The organism is Flavobacterium petrolei, assembly GCF_003314435.2.
Classification (GTDB): Bacteria; Bacteroidota; Bacteroidia; order Flavobacteriales; family Flavobacteriaceae; genus Flavobacterium; species Flavobacterium petrolei.
The window spans coordinates 1,027,688-1,053,266 of record NZ_QNVY02000001.1; the positions used below are offsets into that span (position 1 = coordinate 1,027,688).

22 protein-coding genes are annotated in these 25,579 nt (G+C 32.9%); all 22 read right to left on the reverse strand.

Annotated elements, in window-relative coordinates:
- Positions 1 to 173 precede the first annotated feature (173 nt).
- Positions 174 to 1,220 (reverse strand): beta-propeller fold lactonase family protein, encoded by a 1,047-nt coding sequence (locus tag DR871_RS04470; protein WP_113664668.1) that lies wholly within the window; start codon positions 1,218 to 1,220, stop codon positions 174 to 176.
- Positions 1,221 to 1,310: 90 nt separating this feature from the next.
- Positions 1,311 to 2,501 (reverse strand): glycosyltransferase family 2 protein, encoded by a 1,191-nt coding sequence (locus DR871_RS04475; RefSeq protein WP_113664667.1) that lies wholly within the window; start codon positions 2,499 to 2,501, stop codon positions 1,311 to 1,313.
- 21 nt (positions 2,502 to 2,522) lie between these two features.
- The gene (locus tag DR871_RS04480; protein ID WP_113664666.1) at positions 2,523 to 3,728 is read right to left on the reverse strand and encodes a glycosyltransferase; all 1,206 of its coding nucleotides are present in this window, start codon (positions 3,726 to 3,728) and stop codon (positions 2,523 to 2,525) included.
- A 6-nt stretch (positions 3,729 to 3,734) separates the two neighbouring features.
- Entirely contained in the window at positions 3,735 to 4,895 is a 1,161-nt protein-coding gene (locus DR871_RS04485) for a glycosyltransferase family 4 protein (protein WP_113664665.1), read from the reverse strand.
- Positions 4,896 to 4,899: 4 nt separating this feature from the next.
- On the reverse strand, positions 4,900 to 5,982 hold the full coding sequence (locus DR871_RS04490) for an acyltransferase family protein (protein WP_113664664.1): 1,083 nt from the start codon (positions 5,980 to 5,982) through the stop codon (positions 4,900 to 4,902).
- Between the two features lie 42 nt (positions 5,983 to 6,024).
- The gene (locus tag DR871_RS04495) at positions 6,025 to 7,227 is read right to left on the reverse strand and encodes a glycosyltransferase (protein WP_113664663.1); all 1,203 of its coding nucleotides are present in this window, start codon (positions 7,225 to 7,227) and stop codon (positions 6,025 to 6,027) included.
- A gap of 47 nt (positions 7,228 to 7,274) precedes the next feature.
- A complete protein-coding gene (locus DR871_RS04500) occupies positions 7,275 to 8,213 on the reverse strand; it encodes a phosphoribosyltransferase (RefSeq protein WP_113664662.1) in 939 nt (312 codons plus the stop codon).
- Positions 8,214 to 8,260: 47 nt separating this feature from the next.
- Positions 8,261 to 9,742: an O-antigen ligase family protein gene (locus tag DR871_RS04505; protein WP_165355304.1), complete on the reverse strand. Its 1,482-nt coding sequence runs from the start codon at positions 9,740 to 9,742 to the stop codon at positions 8,261 to 8,263.
- Positions 9,743 to 9,748: 6 nt separating this feature from the next.
- Positions 9,749 to 11,131, reverse strand: coding sequence for a lipopolysaccharide biosynthesis protein (locus DR871_RS04510; protein WP_113664660.1), 1,383 nt, complete (start codon positions 11,129 to 11,131; stop codon positions 9,749 to 9,751).
- A gap of 11 nt (positions 11,132 to 11,142) precedes the next feature.
- Positions 11,143 to 13,521, reverse strand: coding sequence for an exopolysaccharide transport family protein (locus DR871_RS04515; protein ID WP_113664659.1), 2,379 nt, complete (start codon positions 13,519 to 13,521; stop codon positions 11,143 to 11,145).
- 15 nt (positions 13,522 to 13,536) lie between these two features.
- The gene (locus DR871_RS04520) at positions 13,537 to 14,262 is read right to left on the reverse strand and encodes a TolC family protein (protein WP_165355305.1); all 726 of its coding nucleotides are present in this window, start codon (positions 14,260 to 14,262) and stop codon (positions 13,537 to 13,539) included.
- A gap of 25 nt (positions 14,263 to 14,287) precedes the next feature.
- Entirely contained in the window at positions 14,288 to 15,490 is a 1,203-nt protein-coding gene (locus tag DR871_RS16640) for a sugar transferase (protein ID WP_113664657.1), read from the reverse strand.
- Positions 15,491 to 15,536: 46 nt separating this feature from the next.
- Entirely contained in the window at positions 15,537 to 15,941 is a 405-nt protein-coding gene (locus DR871_RS04530; protein WP_242497070.1) for a response regulator, read from the reverse strand.
- Between the two features lie 29 nt (positions 15,942 to 15,970).
- Positions 15,971 to 16,909 (reverse strand): UDP-glucuronic acid decarboxylase family protein, encoded by a 939-nt coding sequence (locus tag DR871_RS04535; RefSeq protein WP_113664656.1) that lies wholly within the window; start codon positions 16,907 to 16,909, stop codon positions 15,971 to 15,973.
- Positions 16,910 to 16,911: 2 nt separating this feature from the next.
- Entirely contained in the window at positions 16,912 to 18,258 is a 1,347-nt protein-coding gene (locus tag DR871_RS04540) for a UDP-glucose dehydrogenase family protein (RefSeq protein ID WP_113664655.1), read from the reverse strand.
- A gap of 634 nt (positions 18,259 to 18,892) precedes the next feature.
- On the reverse strand, positions 18,893 to 19,210 hold the full coding sequence (locus tag DR871_RS04545) for an Hpt domain-containing protein (protein WP_113664654.1): 318 nt from the start codon (positions 19,208 to 19,210) through the stop codon (positions 18,893 to 18,895).
- A gap of 535 nt (positions 19,211 to 19,745) precedes the next feature.
- On the reverse strand, positions 19,746 to 20,144 hold the full coding sequence (locus tag DR871_RS04550; RefSeq protein WP_113664653.1) for a hypothetical protein: 399 nt from the start codon (positions 20,142 to 20,144) through the stop codon (positions 19,746 to 19,748).
- Between the two features lie 149 nt (positions 20,145 to 20,293).
- Positions 20,294 to 21,076: an enoyl-CoA hydratase/isomerase family protein gene (locus DR871_RS04555; protein WP_113664652.1), complete on the reverse strand. Its 783-nt coding sequence runs from the start codon at positions 21,074 to 21,076 to the stop codon at positions 20,294 to 20,296.
- 10 nt (positions 21,077 to 21,086) lie between these two features.
- Positions 21,087 to 22,559, reverse strand: coding sequence for a sensor histidine kinase (locus DR871_RS04560; RefSeq protein ID WP_394345626.1), 1,473 nt, complete (start codon positions 22,557 to 22,559; stop codon positions 21,087 to 21,089).
- Positions 22,560 to 22,612: 53 nt separating this feature from the next.
- A complete protein-coding gene (locus tag DR871_RS04565) occupies positions 22,613 to 23,161 on the reverse strand; it encodes a CopD family protein (protein ID WP_113664650.1) in 549 nt (182 codons plus the stop codon).
- Entirely contained in the window at positions 23,148 to 24,503 is a 1,356-nt protein-coding gene (locus DR871_RS04570) for an MATE family efflux transporter (protein WP_113664649.1), read from the reverse strand. Before DR871_RS04570 ends, DR871_RS04565 begins: the two co-directional genes overlap by 14 nt.
- Entirely contained in the window at positions 24,504 to 25,565 is a 1,062-nt protein-coding gene (hemH, locus tag DR871_RS04575; protein ID WP_113664648.1) for a ferrochelatase, read from the reverse strand.
- Positions 25,566 to 25,579 lie beyond the last annotated feature (14 nt).

Sequence of the window (25,579 nt, forward strand, 5' to 3'; positions counted from 1 at the left end):
TTATACTTATTTTTTTTTGGTTGTGGTATAGTAAAATAGTAGTCGCCTAATTTATTAAATACTTCCGCTGTAAATCGTTTATTTTTAAATTAGTTAACAGATATCGTCGAATGGTTGCTTGTTAAAGAGGGATGGTTTTAAAAAAAGCGATTAGTGTTAAGTTCAGATATGTTTTATTTTATAAATACCATTGCATCAGGAACTTTTCCGGTTCCAATTGTGCTGACAACGGTAAAAGTTTTCATATCAATTACTTCAATTTTATTAGCATTGGAATTTGCTACAAAAGCATATAAGCCATTTGGGTGCATTAAAATATTTTCTGGGCGAGGGGTATGATATAATATTCTTTCAAGGATGGTTGTTTTGCCATGGATCTGAATAGTTTTAATTTTCTTTTTTGATTTTTGACTAAAAATAGAAATAGTTCCATCATTAGTATTACATACTAAACAGTATTTTCCATCAATTGAAAATTTAAGTTTTAAAGGTTCGCCACCTGTCATTAAGGTATTTGTAACTTCATAATTTGAAGTATTTATAATAGTAATTGAATTATCTTTTGTATTTGTAACCCAAACTTCTGAACCATCGGGAGTAATATCAAGACTTTCGGTTCCCAATCCACAAGGGATAATTTTAATAACTTTATTTTTATTAAGCTCAATAACACTAACCGAATTTGATTTTTTGTTTGTTACATATGCTATTGCTTTATTAGGGTGGAGAACTACGAGATTACTCATTTTTTGTTTAGTTCGTATTTGCTTCTCAATAGTATCGTTTTCAATATCTAATATTGATAAATTATTATTACTGTAATCAATAATAATCACTTTATTGGGTTCGGTAAAAGATACAATACCGTTTGATCTTGTGTTTCCTTTTAAATGTATTGTTTTTTCAATTATGTTAGTTTTTGTATTTATAACTTTAATAACATTCCCATCGGTGTTAATTGTTCCATAATTTGTAACTACAATTTTATTTTGCCCTGCTAATGTAGCTGCTTGATGTGATTCTATATCAATAGGAATTTCTGCTATTTCTTTACCGTTATATAAATCAAAAACCTTAATATCTCTACTAATTTTACTAACGATGTATAATTTACCAGTAGTTTTAATAGTATAAGAAGGTATTCTAACAAAATATCTCGTTGCTGCTATTACCAGAAACAGCATCAATAAACCAAACAATAATAATCTTATTTTTTTCATGAATAATTAACTAGACAGATGTTGTTTAATGAGTAAGGTATGTGTAAGCTTCTCTGTGCCGAAGTGATAGTATACTAAAATATAAATAATTTAACTTGCTCTTTTGGAGCGTTCCCAATTAACCGATTGGGATTTTTTTATGTATCTGAAAAAGCCTAATACCACAGATAAATTCATTATAAAAAAGTAATATGGTACAAACAGAATTTTTACGCTAGTCTCTCTATTCTCCAAAAACCAACCTAATAATGCTGCCGCATAAAATATAAGTTGTGACCAAAACAGTATTGAAAATAAACCTAAAGATAAAAACCCTTCATTAGCTGCTAAAATTGTTAAAACTGGTATTAATAATATGAGACATAATGGTGTTATACTCCAACGTAAAACTCGATGAGAAATATACTGAAATGAAAGCGTTCCATATTTAAAAAAATTTAATAATGAACGCAGTCTTACGATAGATTGAATGCCTCCAGCAGAGATTCTAATTTTTCGCTTAAACTCTTCTTTTACATTAGCTGAGGCTGTTTCTATAGCATAGGCTTCAGGATCATATTGAATGGTGTAGCCTTCTTGAGCGACTCGTAACGATATAATAAAGTCGTCAAGTATAGTGTCTTTTTCAACAGGACGATATAATTCCGTTCTAATTGCAAAAAGTTCTCCAGCAGCTCCAACAACAGAATATAGTTCAGCATCCCATTTTTTTAGGGCCGATTCATATTTCCAATAGATTCCTTCGCCTGCCCCAGCAGCCACGTCACTTTCTTTATCAATAATTCGTTTTTCGCCAGAAACACATCCAACTTTATCGATACTAAATAGATTAACAATACGTCTTATAGATTGTTTTCCAAGGTATGTGTTCGCATCACTAAAAATTACAATTGGTGTTTTTACAAATGCCATACCTCTATTCATAGCACCAATTTTGCCATTTCTTTCCGGTACATGGTGTACTGTCGTATTAGGATACCCTTTTAGTAGGTCTGGTGTTCCATCATCTGAACCGTCTGTAACCCAGATAATATTTAATTTTTCTTTAGGATACTCCAGTTCGAAGGAGTTTTTCATTTTTGCGGCTACATAGTCCTTTTCATTATAGGCTGTGATAAATAACGTTACATCTGGTTCATAAGTTAGATCTATTTTTGTCTTAGTACCAATATTAAAAAACCGTTTTATTTTAATGATTGTAAACAAAAGAATACCGTATCCTACATAGGTATAGATTATTATGAATAATAATATCCAAAATATAATTTTTAATGCAATCATAGTTTTTTTATTTTTATGGTTTTAATTTGAGTTTTTGCTTTTCACTTTGCTTGATTTTTCAATAATGTCGCTAAACGCTATCGCTCTGCTCTCCCACGAATTAAGTTTGGCAAATTCAATTCGTTCATTAATTAGTTCGTTTGTATCGTTTTTTAATTCATTTTCAATAGATCCTTTAAAAAGTTCCTTGGTTTCGGCAGTTTTTACTATCGATTTAAAATCACTTAAATTCGCAAAAGCTGTCATAACCACAGGGACACCAACCGCTAAATATTCATTAATTTTTAATGGATAGATATTTTTGTTCACTTCATTCATTTTATAAGGAATGATTCCCAAATCATATTTGGCCAGTAATTGAGGGACTTCATGTGCTTGTACTGATTTAAAAAATGCTACATTTTTATATTGAGACAAACGGTCTTGAATGTCATGGTTTAATAAATATCCTGTAAACTCAAAGAGTACATGAGGTAATTCTTTGATGGCATATTCCATAATAGCGATATCAAATCGAAAATCTAAGGTTCCAATGTATCCTACCTTTTTTACAGTTGCGATACTTGAAACCGCGTTTTTTGAATGAGGTGCAAATAACTTAAAATCAACTCCATTTTTAACTACAAAACTGTTAGGGTTCAGTTTTTTCTTTTCAGAATTTAGATAATCGGAAGTAGTTATAATGCAATCTACTTCTTTGCAAAATTGTTTTTCAATGTTGTAAATTCTTGAATTATGCCTCTGTGTATCCATACCATCATAACAGTAGTAAATAGTTAAAAATTCATTTAAGTTATTAATCATGGGTAGGCCGTACATGGGATTATAGGCCGTAATAATTATGGGGTTATCTAATTTTAACTTCTTAATCGTTTGACGGAGTTGGTTTTTATAAATAAATGTATTGATTCTAAATACTTTTCTAAAAACAGATTCGTTCCCAATAAAGTCAACTGGCAATACAGGTGGCATTACTAAATGTTTTACAATGGCTCCGGTATCTGTTTTCTCGTCTTTTATTCTTTTTTTAAAGCCCAGCATTCGAGACACTTGTGCTTTTTGTTTTCCTAGAACTGAAAAGATAACATCTTTGACAGTAAAAGGATATTCTACAAAAACAATTGTATTCTTTTCTGCTAAAAGTGACAACAATTGAACTGTAGACTTGGTGAATTCGCCATGCCAAGTGGTTTGTGATATACAAATGATGTTTTTCCCTTCAATCATGATTTATTATTTTTTAGAATGTTCAGCATGAATTAATTCATATAGCTTGAGATACTCTTTTGCCATATTTCTCCAAGAAAATTGTTTACTTCTTTCTAAGCCTTTATCGCAAAGTGATTTTCTATACCCATCATTATTTAAAATTTCAATAAGGCCTTGGGTAATCTCTTCAGGATGTAATGGGTTTATAATGTGGGCTGCATCAGCTGCAATCTCAGGCATTGATGAGGTGTTTGATGTAATGACGGGAACATTACAAGACATCGCTTCCAGCATAGGAATTCCAAAACTTTCCCTTAGCGAAGGATATAAAAAAACATCGCATTGCGAATATATAGCGGGTAAATCGGTATTGGTGACGTATCCTGTTAATACGATATGACTAATAAGAGCGGTGTCATCAATCTCAACTAATAATTTATTCAGTTCTATTTTATCATAATCAAGCATAACCAATTTGTGGTTGGATTTTGTTTGCTTTAAAAAGTCTGAAAATGCTTTTAACGTTCCTTTTGTATTTTTTTTAGGGTCTGTATTTCCAAGAAAAAAGAAATAATTATCGGGTAATTTATATTTTTCTTTGATTCGTTTTAGCTCTTGAGTGTCCGTAACGGGCTTGAAATGTTCGCTTACACCATTGTAAATGGCGTCAAGTTTACCATCACCTTTGATTTTGAAGAATTCACCAATACGGTTTTTCTCAAAATGAGATACTGTAATTACTTTTTCACTGTTTTTTACGACGCGTGGTACAACTAATTTTCTATATATATTTCCAAATTTTTGATACGTACTTGCACTACTTTTTAAAATGGTTAAATAGCTGCTTTCCATGTAAATGATATCATGTAAAATAGTTATTAATGGTGTTTTTAAAAAAAAAGGTGCTGTATTACTGGTACAATGCAAGATGTCACAACCATATTTTAGTGCGGCCTGTGGTAATGCTAATTGTTCCCAAATAGGATATGGGCTGCCTTTTAATTCAATGATTTTAAAGTTAGCCGTTTCTTTAAGGGCTAATCGATCTTCATCTGGTTTTACAAAAATGTAATATTCATTTTCATGGTCTAAATCTTGGAGGTTCTTTATTAGCTCTAAAGCAACCATATCCATACCATGTTTCTTTTTTCGAAAAAGTCTTTGTCCTTCAATACCTATTTTCATAATATTATTTTTTTATCGGTTGATTTAAAAAATGACTCATAAGACTATTTTTAATTTTAGGATATATTATGACTTCTATTAGATATGAAAACGTAAACATCAAAATAATGTAGAGTACATATTCTAAGATCTTATTATTTAGAAAATTTAAATAAGTTGCTTCTATAACTAGGTAATGGTGAGATATATAGACAACATAGGAGAAGGGTGCTAAATACTTAAATATTCCGAACACCGCATTAAAACCAAACCAATTGAAATTGTTCCAAATAATAGCACCAAGTATTGCCAAGAAGGCAAAAACAAAATTTCTTAATTCAATAAAAGGATAAGCCACCAAAGGGTAGTCGTACACCTTAGTATATCCAAAGTTTAGGTAGAAATTGATTCCTAAAAGCCCTATTATTGTTAGTAGAAGGTAAGTCTGCATTGCAATTGTTTTAAAGCTGTAAACACCTCTTTTTAGATAAATTTCTGCGAATTGGACACCTACCCACCAAATAGCAAAATACATTAGTATCCTGTTCAAGAAAAAGGGGTAAATAAGATAGGATATGGTAGCTATAATAGTAATCATTGTAACCCAAGAATTAATTTTAGCGGGTGCTATTTTTTTAGCTAAAACGATAAAAGTCATGTAAAACCACCACTCATAGGACAAGGACCAAAGCACACCATTTCCCATATAAACCGCAGAAATAACATTTGGCTTTAGCGAAATGACATCTTGGAGCATAAAAATATTGCCTAAAAGAGTACTCCAATCTGGATCAGCCAAGCCACTTTCTTTATAACTTTTTATACCATAGGCCAATAAGAATATAAAAAAGAGTGGGATATAAATTCTTAAAAGACGTTTTAAAAAATAATTTTTAAATGATTTATCTGTTGATTTTTCCCATGAATACTTGATAACAAAACCACTTAAGATAAAAAACATAATGACTGCCTCTGAACCAAAGCGAAAAAGAAGTCCAATATTTAGACCTAAAAGAAATATTTTTTGAGGGAGCAGATGAAAAAGCACTACATAGAGTGCGCAAAAGCCACGAAGGGACTCTAATTTTTCTATCTCTTTATTTTTCATTCTTTATTTTTCATTCTTTATTTTTGAGGCTTTTCTATGAAATTATTTTGAATTTATCTCTTCTGAATTCGATGTATGTTGCGTATGAATGAATGTTTTATTGGCTCCTTTTATTTTAAGGAGAGACAATAACATCATCAACATTCCTTTTGGTAAACGAGCTAAAGCATTCAATGTTTTTAAATTATAAAATGATTTTGGCACCGAAAATACAAAAGACAATACACAGGCTACAGCTAATAAGACCCAATAATTGGTTAGAGGTACCGGATTATCCAAAAAGTAATTCGTTAATATAAAACAGAAGCTACAAAGCATAACAGCACCTAATAATAATATTCTGGGCGGTTGGATAAATTGGATAGCCTTGTCAAAATAATCGATATTGCCTTTAAGGATTAAATTTTTAAAGGCACTTACAATATCTTTCTTGAAATAATGCAATTGTGCAGAAAGCCATCTGCGGCGTTGGTTGCCAAACACCTCCGATTTTTGAATTTTTTCATCATAAACAAGAGCGTCATCGAGGTAAACGATCTTACGGCCTTCTTTTAGCATTTTTAATTCGATCTCTTTATCAAAGCCTCCAACTGCAGTTACAGTAGACATAAGTGTTTTGAAATAATTGTATCTAAAAGCCATTCCAGAGCCAATTATTGCTGATGAAAGCCCTAATACTCTGTGTCCTTTTCTGAAAATATTATTATTTATTTCTTCGCTAATAGCATCGAGTACTGCCCAAGAGTTATTGGTGTTTTTTGCAGTTCTATGACCTTGAACCGCAATAATATCATATTCGAAAGCGGCATTAATTTTCTTTAAAAAATCAGTTTCCATCACATTATCTGCATCCAAAACTACAGCAATATCATACTCTCTCTCAAGAGTAGCCATGGCTTTATTTAAAGCTTTTGATTTGGTGCTTTTGTCAAAACTCACCTCAATTAATTGTATCGGCAGGGTTTTTAGGGTGTTTAACGTTTCTTGTTGGAAAGAATCGGCAATGATAACAACATCATATCGATCTGAAGGATAGTCTTGTTGTAAAGCTATATTTGCCACATCAAGAATTACTCCATCTTCTTTGTATCCAGGAATAAGCACAGCAATTTTTTTTATATTCCCATTATCAACATATTTTTTTTGTTTATAAAGTAAACTTGCTATTGAAAATACTAAAATATATAAAGTCGCTAAACCGAGAAGGGTTAATATAATAATTTGTATAATGTTTAATACTAGCATAATATATATTTATTAGTAATGGGGTAATGCCTAAGATTGATTAAATTCTATCTTAAATTTCTTATTTTGTTTCTAATCTTTAACGCGTATTCTCTTAAAAAGGGTAGGTGTTTTCCACTTTTTAGATTGTACATAAAAGACTCTGATTCGAAAATCATTTCAAAATTAGCGGTACACAATACGGGTTTTTTTGATATTCTATTAATCTCAATGGCTTGAATTAATTCACTTTCTATAAACAAAACATAAGGTTTAGACAGATAGGCTTTCGCTTTATGATCGCCATGATTATTGGCACGTTGTCTAGCCTCCATATTTGGTAAATCAAGCATTACCAAATCATTATATTTGATGTTGTTCGCTTCTAACCAAATTTCTGTTTCTTTCCTATATTTTTCTAAACGAGAGGTAACAATAGTTCCTATTTTACTTCCTGGAATAAATAGAGGTGGTGCATTTAATATGAAATCAGTGTACTTTTCTCCGTCATCATTTTGTTCTGGTAACGGGTCTGGGCACAGCACGCCATCTATATCAAAACAAGCTTTCTCCAAGGTGGTATGATTGAGTATATTCCACTGAAAATACCTTGGTAAGGGCACTATTTCAAAATAATAGTCTACCATTTTTTCCTTACCAGGAATCACATAGATTGCGCAATATTTTATATCAAATTTATCTTCCAGATGCTTTAGCGTTTCTTTAACCTCTATCATGGCAGAACCAGAAGCGATGCTGTCATCGACTACCAACACTTTTTTATGTTCGCCAGAATCAAAAAACTGACTTCTGGCTCCCGCTTTGTAGATGTGCCCATTCAAAAACGAATCGATATCAGTATAAGGCCTGTTGAGGTATAAGGATAATAAATTAGCAGGTAACATTCCGCTTCTTGGTACACCAACAATTAGATCAAAATCACGAGGAATTATACTTAATTTTTGAAGTATGATATCATTTAAATTTTTTATATTTCTGTAATTCATAGTTTTCGGTTTAAGAGTGCTTAGTCAGTTTTAGCAGTTTGTTTGTGTTATGATTCGTTCAATAGGTTTTGATTTAACTCATTTTCCTTTTCAAGTACTTCAGTATTTAAAATTATAGCCATAGTTGCATAAATTAAAAGCGCAGTTGGCATTTGCCCCAAAACGGCATTTCCATAGGAGGCTACCATGATTCCGGCCATTCCTGCTATTAGTGCTGATATTTTATATTTTAAAATGGGATCTTTTATCTTAAACATAACAATGAGACTCGCTTTGATCATTACATAAAAGAGGATTCCTAAATGAAGTAATAAGCCCACAATTCCTTCTTCTACCCAAATCAAAACGTACCAGCTATCAGTCGCGACATTAGAAAGGAAAGCATTCGGCAAATATTTTTGCGCTTTTGTACCTCCATGACCAATTCCTCCTCCAAATGGCCTTGATGATAAGTAGCTTTTAAGTATTTTTTGGTTATCAATCCGTACTTGTAAGGAGGCATCATTAGGATCAAAAGCCGTTCGCATCCTTCGTACTTGCGCATTTCCTTGGGCGATGGTGGTGTATTTAAAGAAAACAAAAAGAAGCATTAAAAATGTTACCCCTATGATAATCACCTTTATGTTTTTACTTAACACAAAATAGGTCATAAATCCAACTATAGGTACACTTAGAGCACCTCTAGTACCAGAGATAACCATACCATAGATTCCTAAAAGTCCAACAAAAATGAAAAAGAACTTAGATAGTGATTTGCTTTGAGACATAGCATATATCAAAAACACAACACCACTATAGCCTTGATTAGCTCCAAATTGTCCTGCATCGCTATAAAATGAAAATACTCTTAATTTTCCAAAGAGTATATGTGTTTTGTAACTTCCTTCGTTTAGCCATTCTTGTTCTGCGAAATCAACGCCCATCGTCATTTGCATAATTCCTTTAAGCGTACCTAGGATGGAAAAAAAAGCCCAGACATATAAAAATGCTTCTAGCTTTTTGTTTGTGTCTATAAACAGCAGCGTTAGGGGAACAAAAAGTAAAGGGTAGAAAGCAATACCTCGCCCTGAAATCCATGCTTGTATGCTTCTGGCTTCTGGATTAATGATTTCAAAAAGGGAATATCCAAACCATAGAATACAGAGGAATGTAATATCCTTTTTTGCAGGAGTCCAGTTTATCTTCTCCTTGAACTTATTCATGAATAGTGCAATGTAGGTCAAAACAAGTATCCCGTCTATTCCAAACCCTAGCGGAAGCCCTTTTATATATCTTCCAATGCCTAATAGGAGAAAATTTAAAGCGATGGCAGTATAAAAACCAATTATTGGATAACAGAATAAATAATATAAAAATACAGATCCAATTAGTAGTGCAAGCACTAAAATAATCCCTAAGATCCCAAGCTTGACTACGAGCAGTCCAACGATTGAAAGCAAAGCAAAAAGCAACAGTAAATACCCAGGTTTGGATAAATTCATTGATCCTGAATAGTTTTCAAAGGGATTTATGTTATTGTGCGCACTCATTGCTTATTAGTGTTTTTCTATTTTGACACAACTTTCGTATCGATTATGTGTCAGTTTATTAAATAGTGAGATATAAAATACTACACCTTTGGTGAAAATTGCTTTGTATGATAAGGATAACTCCTTATCGAGAAAGTACATGCCCATCCAAATTCCAAGAATAGTGAAAATGATGGAGGCTATGGCTACTAGAATTAAAGATTTAAATATAAATATAGCGACTAAATCTCCAATTACATTTGCCAGTACCATAACAAAAACTTTAATGGCATTAATTTTAGGTTTATTAATACTGTCTAAACCAACGCCTGTCATCCTGTCTATAGGCAGTAATAATCCATAGATGGAAAAAACTCTAACAATAGCAACAACATTAAACCCTGTTATTGGATCCGTTTTTAAATATTGGTGACCACTTATGACAATTACAAAGAATTCAGCAAATACAAATGTGACTAAACTTATCCCCACAAAAAGATACGTTAAAGCCCCTGAATAGGTATAAAATAAGCTTTTTACTTCATCAATTTGATGGTGTAAACTAGCTTTTGACATCTTAGGAAAAGCCGTAGCAACAAAACTACGCAAAGGGATTTGTTGCAACTCAGTAAGCTTTAAAGGAATGCTGTAAAGAGCAACAGCGGCGCTACCCAAAGGACTTAAACTGATAATTAGCGTATCTACACTTCGTAATAAATTGGTTCCTATAAGAGTAAAGGTGGTGTATTTGCCAAAATGCAATAAAGTTTTATTCGTTTCTATACTAGCTTTATTAATAAGAAGTATACCATCCCAATCTAACATAAAACTTACTATGGATGTACCCGAATTTACGATAAGTAAGCCTATAACTAACTGGTTTAGGCTTAAATTTAAAATCAAAAAATGGACTAATATTATTAAAAAGAAGCACCCGCTATTTACTGCTTTCAACGCTAAAATTTGCATATACTTTCTATCGGCTTGAAGTACAACTAATGCAATATTCCAAGGAAGATTTAAAAAGGCTAGTAAAGGATACCAGGTGAAAAACATATTATATCCCGAATTTTGAATTGCCTCAGGAAATAATAATTTACAAACGATCAATAGTACCGCTACTAAAAGGGTTGCGCCTAAGCTTATTAGAGCGTTAGAACCTATAAGTTTAACTCTCGATGCAGCATCAGCTCCAGAAAGATACCGAATTAAACCAGTATTAGTAATGCCAAATCGAAACATTTCAACAAACGATCCGGCGGCCATAAACAAAACCCACTCACCAAATACTTCCAATGATAAGCTTCTGGCAAGCAAAGCAAATCCACCAATGCCTAAAATAGCAATCACAACATTTCCTGATAATGAGAGGAAATTGTCTTCTTTCACTATTTTTTTGAGTGTTTTCATTTATAGCTTGATTAAATTTGGTTTTTAGAGAAAAATTGAAATTTGAACATCGATTTTAATTTTTTTCTAAACTGGCTTCGTTTCTTAGGTAGATCTCCTAAAACCGATTCAATTTCATTGATATTAACTCCGTTAACGATAACATTAATTTTTGATGCAGAAGTAGCTAATAAGTTATTCATGGCTGATTGATCAGCATCTGACCATACTCTATTAGAACGACATACCAAAATACCTAAATCTGCATGTGTCATTAAATCTGCTGGATAATTATTATATATTATAGCGGGCAACTCAATGATGGCAAAATCTGGAGTATAATTAAGTGAAATGTCGTTTTGTTTAAGTAGGTCTAAATAGGTTTTTGCTTCATAAAATTGATTGTTTATTTTATAAGCAAAGTATTCTGAAGTATCGAGATAACTGGAAACTTCAGCTAAAAAAGGATTATTAGTATCTATTCGTGGATCAGCATACCCTAAAATTTTATTGATAAATGGATATTTTCTTTTCTGATTAATAGTCTCCTGTTTATTATCATAATTTAGCAATACTACTTTTTTACCTTCTTGCTTCAATGTTCTGGCAATATTGCCAGCTAAAACGGTCTTGCCTTCCATTTTTTGCGTACTAAAGACAACAATAGTTTTTACATTTTTATCAGAGGTATTTGTGCCAAAATATTGCAGTATATTTTGAGTAATTATCTCAATCAGTCTTTTTTGTATAAAAGCTAGGTTGATATTTCCTGCGTCTAATACCATTTTAGGGATCATTCCTAATGATTTTAGTCCTATTTGCTTGCTTGCTCTACTCGCATTTTTTATTGTGTCATCAAAATACTCCATTAACAAAATGACACCTAAAGTTAAAATTCCACCTACAAATGCCGCCGCAATAATTAGGATGCCTCTTTTAGTAGGATTGGGAGATAAGGGATAAAATGGCGGATCAATAGATTTTATGTTCGAAGACATCTCATTGTCTTGCAATTTTAGTTTTGCTAAATTTAAGCCATGAAGCAATTCTAAATAGCCTTGCTCTGAAACTGAAATTTCACGTTCTAATCGTTTAATCGTGGCGCCTGCTGGAGCATAAGTAGCATATTGTTCTTGAAAATCTTTATTTTGTTTGTCCATTACCTTTATTTTGGCCTTAAGGTTTTCAGACTCAACAACACTATTCATCCAGTCGGGAAGCACTTTAGTTAATGGAACGCCATCAACTGAATTTTGATAACTATAGATTTCATCAACACTTGTTTTAATCTCACTATTTAAAGATTCTCTTTGTTTTTGTAAGGAATTGATTTTAGCTATTAGTGTTTCATTAACATTAGAATCTAGACTGGCCTCGTTAAATGCAATTTGATAATTAATTTCTCCTAATAATTTCTTTTTTTCAAGAATTTTGAACGTTTTATTTTGAATGTATTCTTGTACATTTAGTTTTTCTTCAATTCTTTTTGTAGATGCGTCTGTTCCGGCTAGTTGTGCTTGCTTATTTTTATAATCAACCTCCATATCTTCCTTTACTACTGCAACCGCCTTACTTTGTTCATAATAGTTGATTATATTATTGGATTTGTTGAATTCAAGAAGCTTATCTTCAGCAATCTTTAAATTACTATTAGCTTGACGTAATTGTTCTTCAAAATATTTAACTACAGCATCAGATCTGTTTTCTTTTATATTTTTATAATTCTTAATACAGATTCCATTGTAAATTTCAAGCGTTTGTTGGCAAATACCCGGGTCATCAACGGTATAGCTGATTTTAACTAAATCGCTGCTATTGATACGAGCGGCTTGTATGCTTGATAATGCCTTTAGTGAATAGTGCTTGTCATCTTCATAATTGAGCAATTCATAAATATAATTATCGTTGCTACTTTTCATTAAAGTTAATAACTGTTTGACTGTTTTCTCGTAGTTGTATCGGTTTATTTCAGGAGGTAGAGAATTATAGACAGCCACAGTATCAGTTTGCAAGCCTTTAGTATTGGATCCCTTTGCAATGTAGTTGTAAATGTCCTTCGGAACTTTTAATCTTAACTCATCAAACAATTTTTTTGAAATATACTTTGGATTGGCTTCTGGTAACATGAGGTGGGTAGCCAATAAGCGTACCGCTACTTCTTCTTGAGTTTCTCTTGAATTAATAATATTGATTAAATTATCAAAAGCAATATTGGTGGCAAAATAATTGAATGTTTTATCCATTTCAATACTAGAACCTGTAGCGAGTCCTGTATATAACACTGTTTGAGATGAATATTCAAAATTTGGTCTTATGGTAAGAACCAACACTAATATAGCTAGGAAGAAGGGTACAATAATTAAAATCGCCAAATGCCTTAATATCAATCTTATAAAATCAATTATTTTCATATTTTTATTTTGAGCTTATTGGTAAAATGTAAAGCCAGCCATGTCTTCTAGAAGTTTCTTCACTGTTATAAATTCAGATTTGGCAAACTCATAATCTACTTCTACATTAGCGGCGATGCTGGTGATTCTCACATATTCTGCCACAGGGACTGTACCATTGCGAAATTCTTTTTCAACCATTTGCATGTTTACTCTTCCGTCTCCTAAAGTTTTAGATTTGATTTTAAGAATTTTTTGTTTTAAAAGTAAATCTTGGTACATCTTTATAACGGTTTGTCTTATCTCATCCTCTTGTGCTTGTGCCATACTTCTCGCTGCATCAAGCTCAATTTTGGCTAGACCTACTTGGTGTTTTCTATTGATAACATCAAAAACGGGAAATTTAAGATATAAGCCCACCGTATAATTAAACTGTGAAGTGTTTGTTAAAACGGTGGTAGAACCGGTCGCATCCGAATTGGTTGAAAAATTATTTAGATTTCCGTATTTCGATTCAGCTTGAATTCCAAAATTTCGGGTCCAATAAATACGTTCTGATGCTAAAGTTGATTCTTTGACACCAATATTTTGATTTCTAAATTTTAGCATCGCGTTGCGATTAACAACCGAGTCTATAATCACTTTTAGAGAAGGCATTTGAGTTTCTTCTAGATTATCATTTTCTAATGATTGTGCTTTTGTAACGTTGACCGAAAACACCGTTAGGGTCAGCATTAAGAGTAGTGGTACTATGTGTTTCATGTTATAATAGAAGTAAACCTTTATTTTATACTGACCCTTTTTGAAGCAATGCTGGAATAGTACGTAAAATAAGTTTGATATCGTACCAAAACGAATAATTGTCTCCCTTAAAATGATCGGCATATTCATTGTCAAGTCGCATTCTTTCTTCTTCGGACATGTTTCCTCCCTTTCCTCGTAATTCAACCTGCCACAAACCAGTGATGCCAGGGGGTGCTAAAAATCTTTTTGATATTTCATCCCCGGTTATTAACTCTGCCTCATATACAGGTAGCGGTCTGTTGCCCACAATAGACATATCACCTTTTAAGACATTGATCAATTGTGGTAATTCATCGATACTGGTATTTCTAATGAATTTTCCAACTTTTGTAACGCGTGGGTCATCAACGATTTTAACAAAAGTTGAATTGCTTTTTGCCAATTCTTGCTTTTGAATATTAAACCAATAATCGCAAATGACGTGGGTGTCAATATACATTAATGGGGAACATGATTCACCTTCTAGCAATGTACTACATTTTGGACATGGTTTTTCTAATGGATTATTTGTCGAAATTGTTTCTTCTTTTTTGTATTGGTTTTTTTCTTGCGCTAATTTTTTTAACAATTCGTCTGAACCGGTCCGCATTGATCTAAGTTTATAAAAATCAAATGTTTTGCGACCGACTCTTTTTGAAATGTAATACACTTTTCCTTTTGATTCTAATCTTATAGCTAATATCACTACCAACAAAAATGGGGATGCAAATAAAAGTACCGATGATGCAACAAAAATATCAAAAATACGTTTAGATAGAGGCATTTTGTACGCTTCTTCAGGGGCTTTTTGAGGTATACTAACCGTTGAATTTTTTTTATTCATACAAAGAAATTCTACCCTGCTTAAAATATCTTGTGGTGGAGTTACTGAAGTTACATAAAAGTCATCAATTTGTTTTTTAAATGCTAACTTGTAAAGATCAACATTGAATTCTTTTGACAAAAGAATAAAAGGGATATTGTCAAATTCCTTATTTTTCCGTATCCAATCAAAAAGAAACATTCCATTATTTCCAGGTAAATTATAATCACAAATAATGGCATCAGGATACTTTCGAGTTTTGAGGTAATTAGCTACTTTTACACTACTTTCTACAGTAATTTTACACCATTTATTGCTTTGCTCTGCAGCAGCAAAATATTCTGGAGTGGTTCCAATGTATGAAATAGTAAAAATTGAATTCATAATAACGAGGTCTTTAATTTAGGTTTTATGTTAGCTAAAAAAGCCATTACCATTCTAAGGTATAGTGAATAGGATAGAGGTTTTTCTTGACTAGTTCATCTAATTCCTCCGGATTAAAAGGTTTTGTAAGATAGTCTTGAGCACCTAATTTATAACACTTAATTCGTTCCTTACTTTCTGATTTTCCTGAAAGCATGATGCATGGTGTGTGCTTTGTAAATCCACGCTGGCGAAGTTTTATTAAGAATTCGTAGCCATCCATATTTGACATTTGAATATCGCTAATAATTAGATCGGGAATGTTGCTGTCAAGCCATAGGAGAGCTTCTAATCCATCGTTCATTGCCACTACTTCATAACTCTTAGAAAGGAAGTTTTCTAACAAAAGGCAAATACTTACTTCATCATCTAAAACTAATATTTTTTTCTTCATAATTTCTTTCTTCAGCATTAAAAATTATTACTTGCTTTCTCTTTAAATTAAATGGTTGATTTGAAAAAGGCTATAGTTTTTATTAGACCTTCATCAAGATTTACCTTTGGAGACCAGTCCAGTTCTTTTTTTGCTAAAGAAATATCGGGTTGCCTTTGCATAGGATCGTCTGATGGAAGGGGTTGATAAATAATTTTTGATGTGGATCCTGTTAATCCTATTATTTTTTGAGCTAGTTCAAGAATCGTAAATTCATTTGGATTTCCAACATTTACAGGTCCAGTAAAACTATCTTTTGAATTCATAAGCCTTATCATTCCTTCAATTAAGTCATCAACATACTGAAAGCTTCTTGTTTGATTACCTTGTCCGTAAATAGTTATATCTTGATTTTGTAAAGCTTGAACAATAAAATTCGAAACTACGCGCCCATCGTTAGGATGCATTTTTGGTCCGTAAGTATTGAATATTCTTATGATTTTTATTTTAACGTTGTTCTGTTTATGGTAATTTATAAATAAGGTCTCTGCTGAACGTTTTCCTTCATCATAACAAGCTCGTTCTCCTATTGGATTAACGTGCCCCCAATAGGATTCTGGCTGCGGATGAACGAGTGGGTCTCCATAAACCTCGCTGGTAGATGCCTGTAATATTTTAGCATTTACACGTTTCGCAAGCCCTAACATATTAATGGCTCCCATTACAGAAGTCTTCATTGTTTTAATGGCGTTATACTGATAATGTATGGGAGAAGCAGGACAGGCTAAATTGTAAATTTCATCAGTTTCAATAAAGAAAGGCGTAGTGACATCATGACGGATGAGTTCAAAATAAGGATTCTCTAGCAGGTGTATTACGTTTTCTTTTTGTCCAGTAAAAAAATTATCTAAACAATACACCTCATTACCTTCATTTAATAAACGCTCACATAAATGAGAACCGACAAAACCAGCACCTCCAGTTACAAGTATTTTTTTACGAGACATAGTTAAGATTTTAATTTTACACTTTCTCTTAATGTATCTATACCAATACAGAAATAATCAAAACCACTTTCTTTCATTTCTTCTCTATCATAAATATTACGGCCATCAAAAATTGCAGGCGTACTAAGTAATTTTTGAACAATTTTTAAATTGGGAAATTTAAATTCGGGCCATTCTGTAAGTATCGCTAAACAGTCTGCATCAATAAGTGTTTCGTATTGATCTTCACAATATGAAATAGTGTCCCCAAAGTGATGTTTAGCTTCGTTAATGGCAACTGGGTCGTACGCTTTGACTATTGCGCCAGCTTCTAATAGATTTTTTACTATGTATAAGGAAGGAGCTTCACGCATATCATCTGTTTGTGGTTTAAAAGAAAGACCCCAAAGTGCAATAGTTTTTCCTTTGACATCTGCTTTAAAATATTTCATAATTTTATTAAAAAGCACTAATTTTTGGTCATTATTAACAGCTTCCACCGCCTTGAGTACGCGTAATTCATAATTGTGTTCACTTGCTGTTTTAATTAATGCCTGAACATCTTTTGGAAAACAAGAACCACCATAGCCAATACCTGGATATATAAATTTATGTCCAATGCGCGAGTCTGAACCAATGCCTTTTCTTACTTTATTTATGTCTGCTCCTACAATTTCACAAAGATTTGCTATGTCATTTATAAAACTAATTTTTGCAGCAAGCATGGCGTTTGCTGCGTACTTTGTCATTTCTGCGGAAATAATATCCATAAAAATTACTGGATGACCATTAAGTGTAAAGGGCTTGTATAAACTCTTCATCAAATCTTCTGCACGTTCACTTTCCAATCCTACTACAATTCTATCCGGTTTAAGAAAGTCATCAATAGCAGCTCCTTCTTTTAAAAATTCAGGATTAGAGGCTACGTCAAATGGTATTTTTACATTTCTTTTATCCAGCTCTTCTTGCAATGCCTGTTTTACTTTTTGAGAGGTACCTACAGGAACCGTGCTTTTTGTAACTACTAATAAGTAATCATTTATGTACTTTCCACAATTTCTAGCAACTGCAAGAACATATTTTAAGTCCGCACTACCATCTTCATCTGGTGGAGTCCCTACGGAAATAAATAAAACTTCAGCTTCTTTTAAGGCTGCTTCAATATTAGTTGTAAAACTTAATCTTCCCTTTTTCATGTTTCGGGTGATCATGTCTTCTAATCCTGGTTCATAAATAGGTATAATACCTTTATTTAAGTTATCTATTTTATTACTATCTATGTCTACACACGTAACATCAATACCCACCTCGGAAAAGCATGCTCCAGTTACAAGTCCTACGTATCCGCTACCAACAATTACAATTTTCATATTATTTTAGATTTTAATAGGTTATCAGTGCTCATCAACTTCAAAAATTTAAATTAAGATATAATTTAAATCGTTAAAACTAAAAGTTTGGTTTTATAAAAGTAATAGAATAAATTATTATTCGTTATTTACTTTCAAATCTAATATAAAAAACAATATAAAAAGAATAAAAAAATCGTTTAAGAGTAAAAAAAATCGTTTAAATACATTTATAGTCCTAATTAAATTTTTGAGATTTTGATTTAGATGAAATAGGAAGACTATTTAAATAGTTTTTTAATTAATTTATCGGCGTAACTATTTAGACTTTCTAGTCTTATTTTTTGTGAATTATTAATTAATAGAAGTCTTATCTTCTTAAATTTTGATATTTTAGAAGTGAAACGGGAATTATGCGGAAGCACTTAAAAAAAATATTTTTATCTAATTTGTTTTCTAAGCTAAATGGATAGGTTGAGTAGTATTTTAAAAATAAAATAAATAAGATTTTTATTTTGTAATAAATAACCTAAATTTAATTTTAACATATTAAATTGTTGAGGTTCGTATGATACTCAACTTTATTGGCATTAACATAATTCATGAGGCAATACAGACTCAATTTATGTCTATTAAATTTTACATCATCCTATTTTTATAATTCTTTTAAAAAACGATTTATGGTATTCAATATTTCAGTAAAATCTTCGTGAAGAATACTATTATCGTTAATTAAATTTAATTCGTGCTGAGATGCTAATCCATAACTTTGTTCAAGTCCTAAAAGGCTAATTTTGTGTTTAATCTTATGAACATTGTTAGCAGCTTGATCTAATTTATTTAAAATGATATTATTTAAATAAAGATTTTTTTCTTCAGGGAACTCGGTTATTATAATTTTTAATATTTTTTCTTCAAAGGCTTTGTCTCCTGCGGTTAAGCTGTTAAGGTAAGTAAAATTAGGTTCTTCCATAAATTTATAATGTAGGTTAAATAAAATGTTTTTCTTGGAAACGATTTAAATTTGATCTAATTGTTTTCCCGATTAAATTAGTTTTTTTGTGATTGCGCAATGTCTTACTATACTATAAGAATTATAACTGTGAAGTTTTCAAAAAATTTATGTCGACAAAATGTTTAATAGGGTTCTTTGCTATGTCGTACCATTATTTACTGACGTAATAAAGATTTAGTTCTAGGAGTATTATTTTAGATAAATGATGTTTGCCTATATTTATATTTAAAAATGGCTCATCGTCACTACCAATTGGAATTTCGTTTTTTATTACTTTTTTCGTCTTTTACTTTTAATGTTATTGCAAATTTTAAAGTTACTTTGGATCGGTTACGCTAATTTTATTTCTTAATTTCATTTAAAATCCGAGATAAATATAGCTGTTTTTAAAGATTAAACAATTGAAAAAGAGTATATCCTTATTTTATTGACTTTATGAAAACAGATATTTATAAAAACAGAGTGTTAAGGGTTCAACAAAATGTCTTGTTTTTTAAATCCCTTTTGCTTTCATTTCAAGAATCACATCCGAAGCGTTTTTAAAAGTGGGCGCTTGCTCAATAATGGTTCCTACTCTTTTTTTATTGAGTTTAAAAGTGATATCATTCTCTGTCGTGAATAGCAAAGCGGTCAGAAACGGGTTATTCATATATGGAGCCAATACAATAAAAGCTTCGTCAAGTGTATGAAAACTTTCTACTTCTTCAGTTTTGTAACGCGCCGTAACCGAAAGACTAAATACGTCGTTCTCCAGTAAAACGGGACGCACATAAATATTTTTCAATTCGGTATCACCAATGGTTTTGGCAAGCGTAAGTTTAGCGTAGGTATGGTTTTCGATGCTTTCTTTTACCTTTTCCCAGAAAAGTTCAAATACAGGTTGGAAGGACATATGTTGATTTTTAGATGATGTGTTATATTCCGAAACGGGTTTGCAAAAATAAGTGTTGTAAATCAAACAATCCGTTTTTGAAGAAAGATTATTTTAAAGGATAATGACTTATAAACTAAAAAGAGAACCAATGTGGCTCTCTTTCGTTATTATTTTCCAGTAAATACTGCTTTTCTTTTCTCTAAGAAAGCTGTTGTTCCTTCTTTGAAATCTTCTGTTCCAAAGCATTTTCCGAAGGCTTTAATTTCTGCTTCATACCCATTTTTTCCTTCTTTGAAATTAGCATTGACAGCTTTTATGGCTTTACCAATAGCATACGGAGAGTTCTTGATTATTTTATTGGCAACACTCACACAGTAGTCTAAAAGTTCGGCTTCTGGAACTACGTGATTCACTAATCCGGTTCTGTATGCATCTTGTGCCGTTACCATATTGGCTGTCATAATCATTTCCATAGCGCGTCCTTTTCCTATCAATTGTGGCAAACGTTGTGTTCCTCCGTAACCTGGAATTACGCCCAATGAAACTTCAGGCAATCCCATTTTAGCATTTTCGGAAGCGACTCTGAAATGACAGGCCATCGCTAATTCTAGTCCGCCACCCAATGCAAAACCATTGACTGCGGCAATTACTGGAGTTTTTAAATTTTCTATGAAATCAAATAATTTTTCTTGCCCTTCTGCTGCTAATTGCGTTCCTTCTTCAATCGAGAAATGAGCAAATTCTGAAATATCAGCACCGGCTACAAACGCTTTTTCACCGCTTCCCGTTAAAATAATAACACGAATTTCATCATTTTTTCCTAAGTTTTTAAACGCTTTGTTCAAATCAGAAATCGTCGCAACATTCAGCGCATTTAGTTTTGTAGGACGATTGATGGTAATCGTAGCAATGTTATTTTCGGTTGTAATTAAAAGATTTTCGTAGTTCATAATTGTAATTTTAAGAGTTAATTATTGGAAGTGAAACCGTAAAAGTAGTTCCTTTTCCAAATTCAGTTTCAAAGGTAATCGTTCCTTTATAATTTTCGATTATGTTTTTTATTATTCCAAGGCCCAGACCCATTCCGCTGCTTTTGGTGGTAAATTTAGGTTCGAATATGCGGTCAATATCTTTAGGCTGAATCCCAATTCCGTTGTCAGAAACGGTTATTAATACATTGTTTATTTCTTTTTTGATACGAACTACAACGGATTTATGTTCTTGTTGTTCTGGAATGGACTGAATGGCATTTTTAGCCAGATTAGTGATAATCCGTATGAGTTGCGTTCTGTCAATTTTTGAAATAATCTCAGGAGAATCACTTTGGAATTCAATGTAATCCTCGTTGAAAATATCCATGGCCAGCTCTACAACTGCCACAACATTCAAGGTTTCATTTTGTTGTGCCGGCATCGATGCAAAGTTTGAAAAAGCCGAAGCCACCGCACTCATGGTGTCAATTTGTTGAATCAACGTTTCCGAGTAGTCGTTCATTTTCTGTTTTACATTGGGATCAGTCGGGTCAAATTTTCGCTGAAAACTCTGAACCGTTAAACGCATTGGCGTAAGCGGATTCTTGATCTCATGCGCCACTTGTTTCGCCATTTCGCGCCAAGCTTCTTCGCGTTCACTTTGTGCTAATTTGATGGCGCTTTTTTCCAGTTCATCCACCATGCCGTTGTACGCTTTTATCAAAAGATTTATTTCCTTACTGTTGGCTTCTAAAACAATTTTCTCGTTTTTTTGGTTCAAACTCGTTTCACTCAGCTTATCTGAAATGGTCTTTAATGATTTTGTAATGTACGACGACAGGAAATAGGCAAGGGCAAAAGCCATAAGAAGCATGAATGTGTACACTTGCCCAAGACGAATCAAGAAACTTTTGAGCTCGTTTTCATAATAGCCGTCATCTTCTACATAAGGCAAGTTTAAGATTCCTAGTGGTTTAAACTTGTCATCTTTAATTTGGCTGAAAGCAGAACGGTTCTTTTTGCCATCGATTGTTTTGATGTCCACGTATCTTTTTTCGATAGAGGAACGAACCAGCTTTAAAATATATTTTGGAATTGGAGGCGCTACTTTATCAACAGAAAAGGATTCCTTGGAGGATTTCAACAACTTTCCATCCAAACTGTAAATGTTGATTTCGATGTTGTGAATGTGGGCTAATTCGTGAATTTTATCTTTAAAAATCAAGTCCAGATTACCCGAGGTCAGCGGATAAGTCGTTGTTGAAAGGATGAAGTTAATGTGTTGTTTTACTGCATTTTCATTGCGGACCAGACGTTCTTGGTGGTATTCTTTGGCTTCGTTTTTAAATTGGATAATAGAAATCGAAGCCAATATCACAGAAGCCATTAATATCAATACGATCATCGAAAGGAAAATCCTGATTCGTAACGAAAGCATTGCTATTTTGAAGCTTTTGAACATGTTTTTTAGTTTACAGTCTCAGTTTCAGTCTCGGTTGGAAACTGCAAATAAAACTATTTTTTTTCTCTAATTCTTTTGTAAAATTTAAACCCAAGCATTATCAAAATGGAAAAGAGAAAGATTCCAATTACACCATAAATCCAATTGACCGCATTTTTTAAAATTACTAAAAAAACCACTGCAAAAAGGATAATTGTTGCGCCTTCGTTCCACAATCTCATGAAATTTGTAGTGTATTTTATCTCGTCATTTTGTAATTGCTTGAATATTTGTTGGCATTTGGCATGGTATAAATACAATGCAAATACGAAGCCAAGTTTTACGTGCATCCATGGCATTTTTAACCACGCTTGCCCTAAATCCGTGAAAAATAACATCCAAAAAGCGAAAATACTCGCTAAAACTGCTGACGGCCAAGTGATAATGTACCAAAGACGGTAAGTCATTATTTTGTATTGTTTTTGAAGAATTTCTTTCTCTGGCGAAGGCTTGTCTGCTGCTTCTATTTGGTAAACGAATAAGCGCACAATGTAAAATAATCCTGCAAACCATGTGATTACAAAGATGAGGTGTAAGGATTTAAGGTAATTATAGTATTCCATCGTTAGTTTGAATGAGTTTTGTGTTCATTTCTTTTTTTAGAAAATAGCCAGTTAAAATCGTTGATAAAACATCCGCGATTGGGAATGCAATCCATACGCCAAAAATACCTAAAAAATTTGGTAGAATCAGCACTAACGGAATCAGGAAAAATCCTTGTTTGCTTAGCGTCAAAAGCAAAGCTTTTTTTGCTTTTCCTGCTGCTTGAAAATAAGCTGCACCAATGAGTTGAACAGCAATAATTGGCGAAGCCGCAAAAACCCAGCGCAACGCTTCCGGAGTTTGGTCAATTACGAGTGGATCAGTCGTAAAAACGGCAACAATAGGTTTGGCAAAAATTAGAATAACCACAAAAATCAGCGAGGCTAAAATGGCAGCATATTTTATTGAAAGCAGTACACTTTCTTTCACTCTTGAATAATTTCCCGCACCATAATTGAATCCTGCAATTGGCAAAAATCCCTGTGTAATTCCCAGAATTGGAAACAAGGCAAACATCAGCATTCGGCTTATAATTCCATAAATCGCAACGGAATGTTCGCCACCGTAGGTATATAAAGTATGGTTCAGTATGATGGATAAAATGCTCACGACGCCTTGTCTCGAAAACGTGACGAAACTCAGCTCAGAAATTTCTTTGACAATGGGCATTTTAAATTTAAAATGCTTCATTTTTAATTGCAGTTCGCTTTTGAAAACAAAAAACCAAAGCACAAACAAGAAACAGGTAAAATAAGATATGGCTGTAGCCAAAGCAGCGCCAAACATTCCTAAATCTAAGTATTTAATAAAAAGTATATCCAGTGCAATATTGACAAATGCAGGAATAATCATGGCGACCATTGCGAACTTGGCTTTGCCTTCTGCACGGATTACGTTATTTCCCATCATGCAAAGTGCCAAAAACGGAACACTTATAATTATCGGAATAAAAAATTCTTTAGCGGGTTTCACAATAGCGCCTTTAGCACCAAAAAGCATTAGCATTTCATCACTAAAAAAAAGACCAAAAACCACAAAAACTGATGCTAATAAAAAAGTCATCATGATTTGATTGCCAAAGGTATGCAATGCTTTTTCCTTGTGATTGGCTCCCAATGCTCTGGAAAGTACGGAACCTCCGCCCACACCAATTGCCATTCCCAAAGAAGAAATCAAAAAGGTGATGGGCAAAACTACAGTTACCGCCGCAATGGCTAAAGAACCAATCCATTGACCCACAAAGATGGTGTCAATTAAAATATTAACCGACATGAATAAAATCCCAATAGAAGACGGGACTGCTTGTTTTATCAAGAGTTTTTTGATGTCCTGAGTTCCTAACTCATCGGCGGTAACAGCCATTTAAGCATTAGTTTTTTCGGAATTAACTTCTTTTTTGATGGATGAAGAGGCGTTCGACCAATTTGAAATCCAGTTGCTCACGGTTTTACACCAGTCATCACCGTCATTCAAACATGGAATTGCTTTGAAGTTTTCTCCTCCGTGAACTTTAAATTCATGATTGGCTTCCATGGCAATTTCTTCCAAAGTTTCCAAACAATCCGATACAAAAGCAGGCGTTACAACAGCAAGATTTTTAATTCCCTTTTCAGGCATTTTGTTCACTTCTACATCCGTGTATGGTGTTAGCCATTTATCTCCTGCCAAGCGCGATTGAAAAGTCTGGCTGTATTTTCCTTCTGGGATACCCAGTAATTTTACCACTTGTTTGGTCGTTTCGTAACATTGGTGACGGTAACAAAATTCATGTGCCGGCGAAGGCGTGTTGCAACAAGAGCCGTCAATTTTGCAATGTGATTTGGTGATATCTGTCTTGCGAATGTGACGCTCCGGAATTCCGTGGTAGGAGAATAATAAATGATCGTAATCATAACCTTCTAAATGTCCTTTGATTGAATCAGCAAGGTTTTGTAAATAATCAGGTTTGTTATAAAAAGCAGGAACAATCGTAAATTTCATTTCTGGGAAATATTTTTGACGGTGTTCTTCAGCTAATTCTAATATTGTGGTCGTAGACGCCATTGCATGTTGCGGATACAAAGGGAAAAGCAGCACTTCGTTCACGCCTTTGTCATGTAGTTCTTGTAAACCAGATAATAACGACGGATTTCCGTAACGCATAGCTAAGGAAACGGGAACGTCAACTAGCTTTTGTACTTTTTCGTGCATTCTTTTGGAAATAACAACCAATGGAGAACCTTCGTCCCACCATATTTTTGCGTAAGCGGCAGCTGATTTTTTAGGTCTTGTTTGTAGAATTATTCCACGAACTAATAATGCTCGCAACAAAAACGGAACGTCAATTACGTATTTGTCCATTAAAAATTCATCTAAATATGGTTTTACATCTTTAGCAGTTGGACTTTCCGGAGAACCTAAATTAACTAATAATACACCTTTCATGTTGTCTTTTTTTG

Excerpts from the sequence above, each read along its gene's own strand:
- DR871_RS04520 (WP_165355305.1), bottom strand. The coding sequence starts at position 14,262 with ATGAAACACATAGTACCACTACTCTTAATGCTGACCCTAACGGTGTTT.
- DR871_RS04510 (WP_113664660.1), bottom strand. The coding sequence starts at position 11,131 with ATGAAAACACTCAAAAAAATAGTGAAAGAAGACAATTTCCTCTCATTA.
- DR871_RS04545 (WP_113664654.1), bottom strand. The coding sequence starts at position 19,210 with ATGGAAGAACCTAATTTTACTTACCTTAACAGCTTAACCGCAGGAGAC.
- DR871_RS04540 (WP_113664655.1), bottom strand. The coding sequence starts at position 18,258 with ATGAAAATTGTAATTGTTGGTAGCGGATACGTAGGACTTGTAACTGGA.
- DR871_RS04570 (WP_113664649.1), bottom strand. The coding sequence starts at position 24,503 with ATGGCTGTTACCGCCGATGAGTTAGGAACTCAGGACATCAAAAAACTC.
- DR871_RS04555 (WP_113664652.1), bottom strand. The coding sequence starts at position 21,076 with ATGAACTACGAAAATCTTTTAATTACAACCGAAAATAACATTGCTACG.
- DR871_RS04560 (WP_394345626.1), bottom strand. The coding sequence starts at position 22,559 with ATGTTCAAAAGCTTCAAAATAGCAATGCTTTCGTTACGAATCAGGATT.
- DR871_RS04490 (WP_113664664.1), bottom strand. The coding sequence starts at position 5,982 with ATGAAAAATAAAGAGATAGAAAAATTAGAGTCCCTTCGTGGCTTTTGC.
- hemH (WP_113664648.1), bottom strand. The coding sequence starts at position 25,565 with ATGAAAGGTGTATTATTAGTTAATTTAGGTTCTCCGGAAAGTCCAACT.
- DR871_RS04485 (WP_113664665.1), bottom strand. The coding sequence starts at position 4,895 with ATGAAAATAGGTATTGAAGGACAAAGACTTTTTCGAAAAAAGAAACAT.
- DR871_RS16640 (WP_113664657.1), bottom strand. The coding sequence starts at position 15,490 with ATGAATTCAATTTTTACTATTTCATACATTGGAACCACTCCAGAATAT.
- DR871_RS04535 (WP_113664656.1), bottom strand. The coding sequence starts at position 16,909 with ATGTCTCGTAAAAAAATACTTGTAACTGGAGGTGCTGGTTTTGTCGGT.
- DR871_RS04475 (WP_113664667.1), bottom strand. The coding sequence starts at position 2,501 with ATGATTGCATTAAAAATTATATTTTGGATATTATTATTCATAATAATC.
- DR871_RS04495 (WP_113664663.1), bottom strand. The coding sequence starts at position 7,227 with ATGCTAGTATTAAACATTATACAAATTATTATATTAACCCTTCTCGGT.
- DR871_RS04515 (WP_113664659.1), bottom strand. The coding sequence starts at position 13,521 with ATGAAAATAATTGATTTTATAAGATTGATATTAAGGCATTTGGCGATT.
- DR871_RS04505 (WP_165355304.1), bottom strand. The coding sequence starts at position 9,742 with ATGAGTGCGCACAATAACATAAATCCCTTTGAAAACTATTCAGGATCA.
- DR871_RS04530 (WP_242497070.1), bottom strand. The coding sequence starts at position 15,941 with ATGCTGAAGAAAGAAATTATGAAGAAAAAAATATTAGTTTTAGATGAT.
- DR871_RS04500 (WP_113664662.1), bottom strand. The coding sequence starts at position 8,213 with ATGAATTACAGAAATATAAAAAATTTAAATGATATCATACTTCAAAAA.
- DR871_RS04565 (WP_113664650.1), bottom strand. The coding sequence starts at position 23,161 with ATGGAATACTATAATTACCTTAAATCCTTACACCTCATCTTTGTAATC.
- DR871_RS04550 (WP_113664653.1), bottom strand. The coding sequence starts at position 20,144 with ATGTCCTTCCAACCTGTATTTGAACTTTTCTGGGAAAAGGTAAAAGAA.
- DR871_RS04470 (WP_113664668.1), bottom strand. The coding sequence starts at position 1,220 with ATGAAAAAAATAAGATTATTATTGTTTGGTTTATTGATGCTGTTTCTG.
- DR871_RS04480 (WP_113664666.1), bottom strand. The coding sequence starts at position 3,728 with ATGATTGAAGGGAAAAACATCATTTGTATATCACAAACCACTTGGCAT.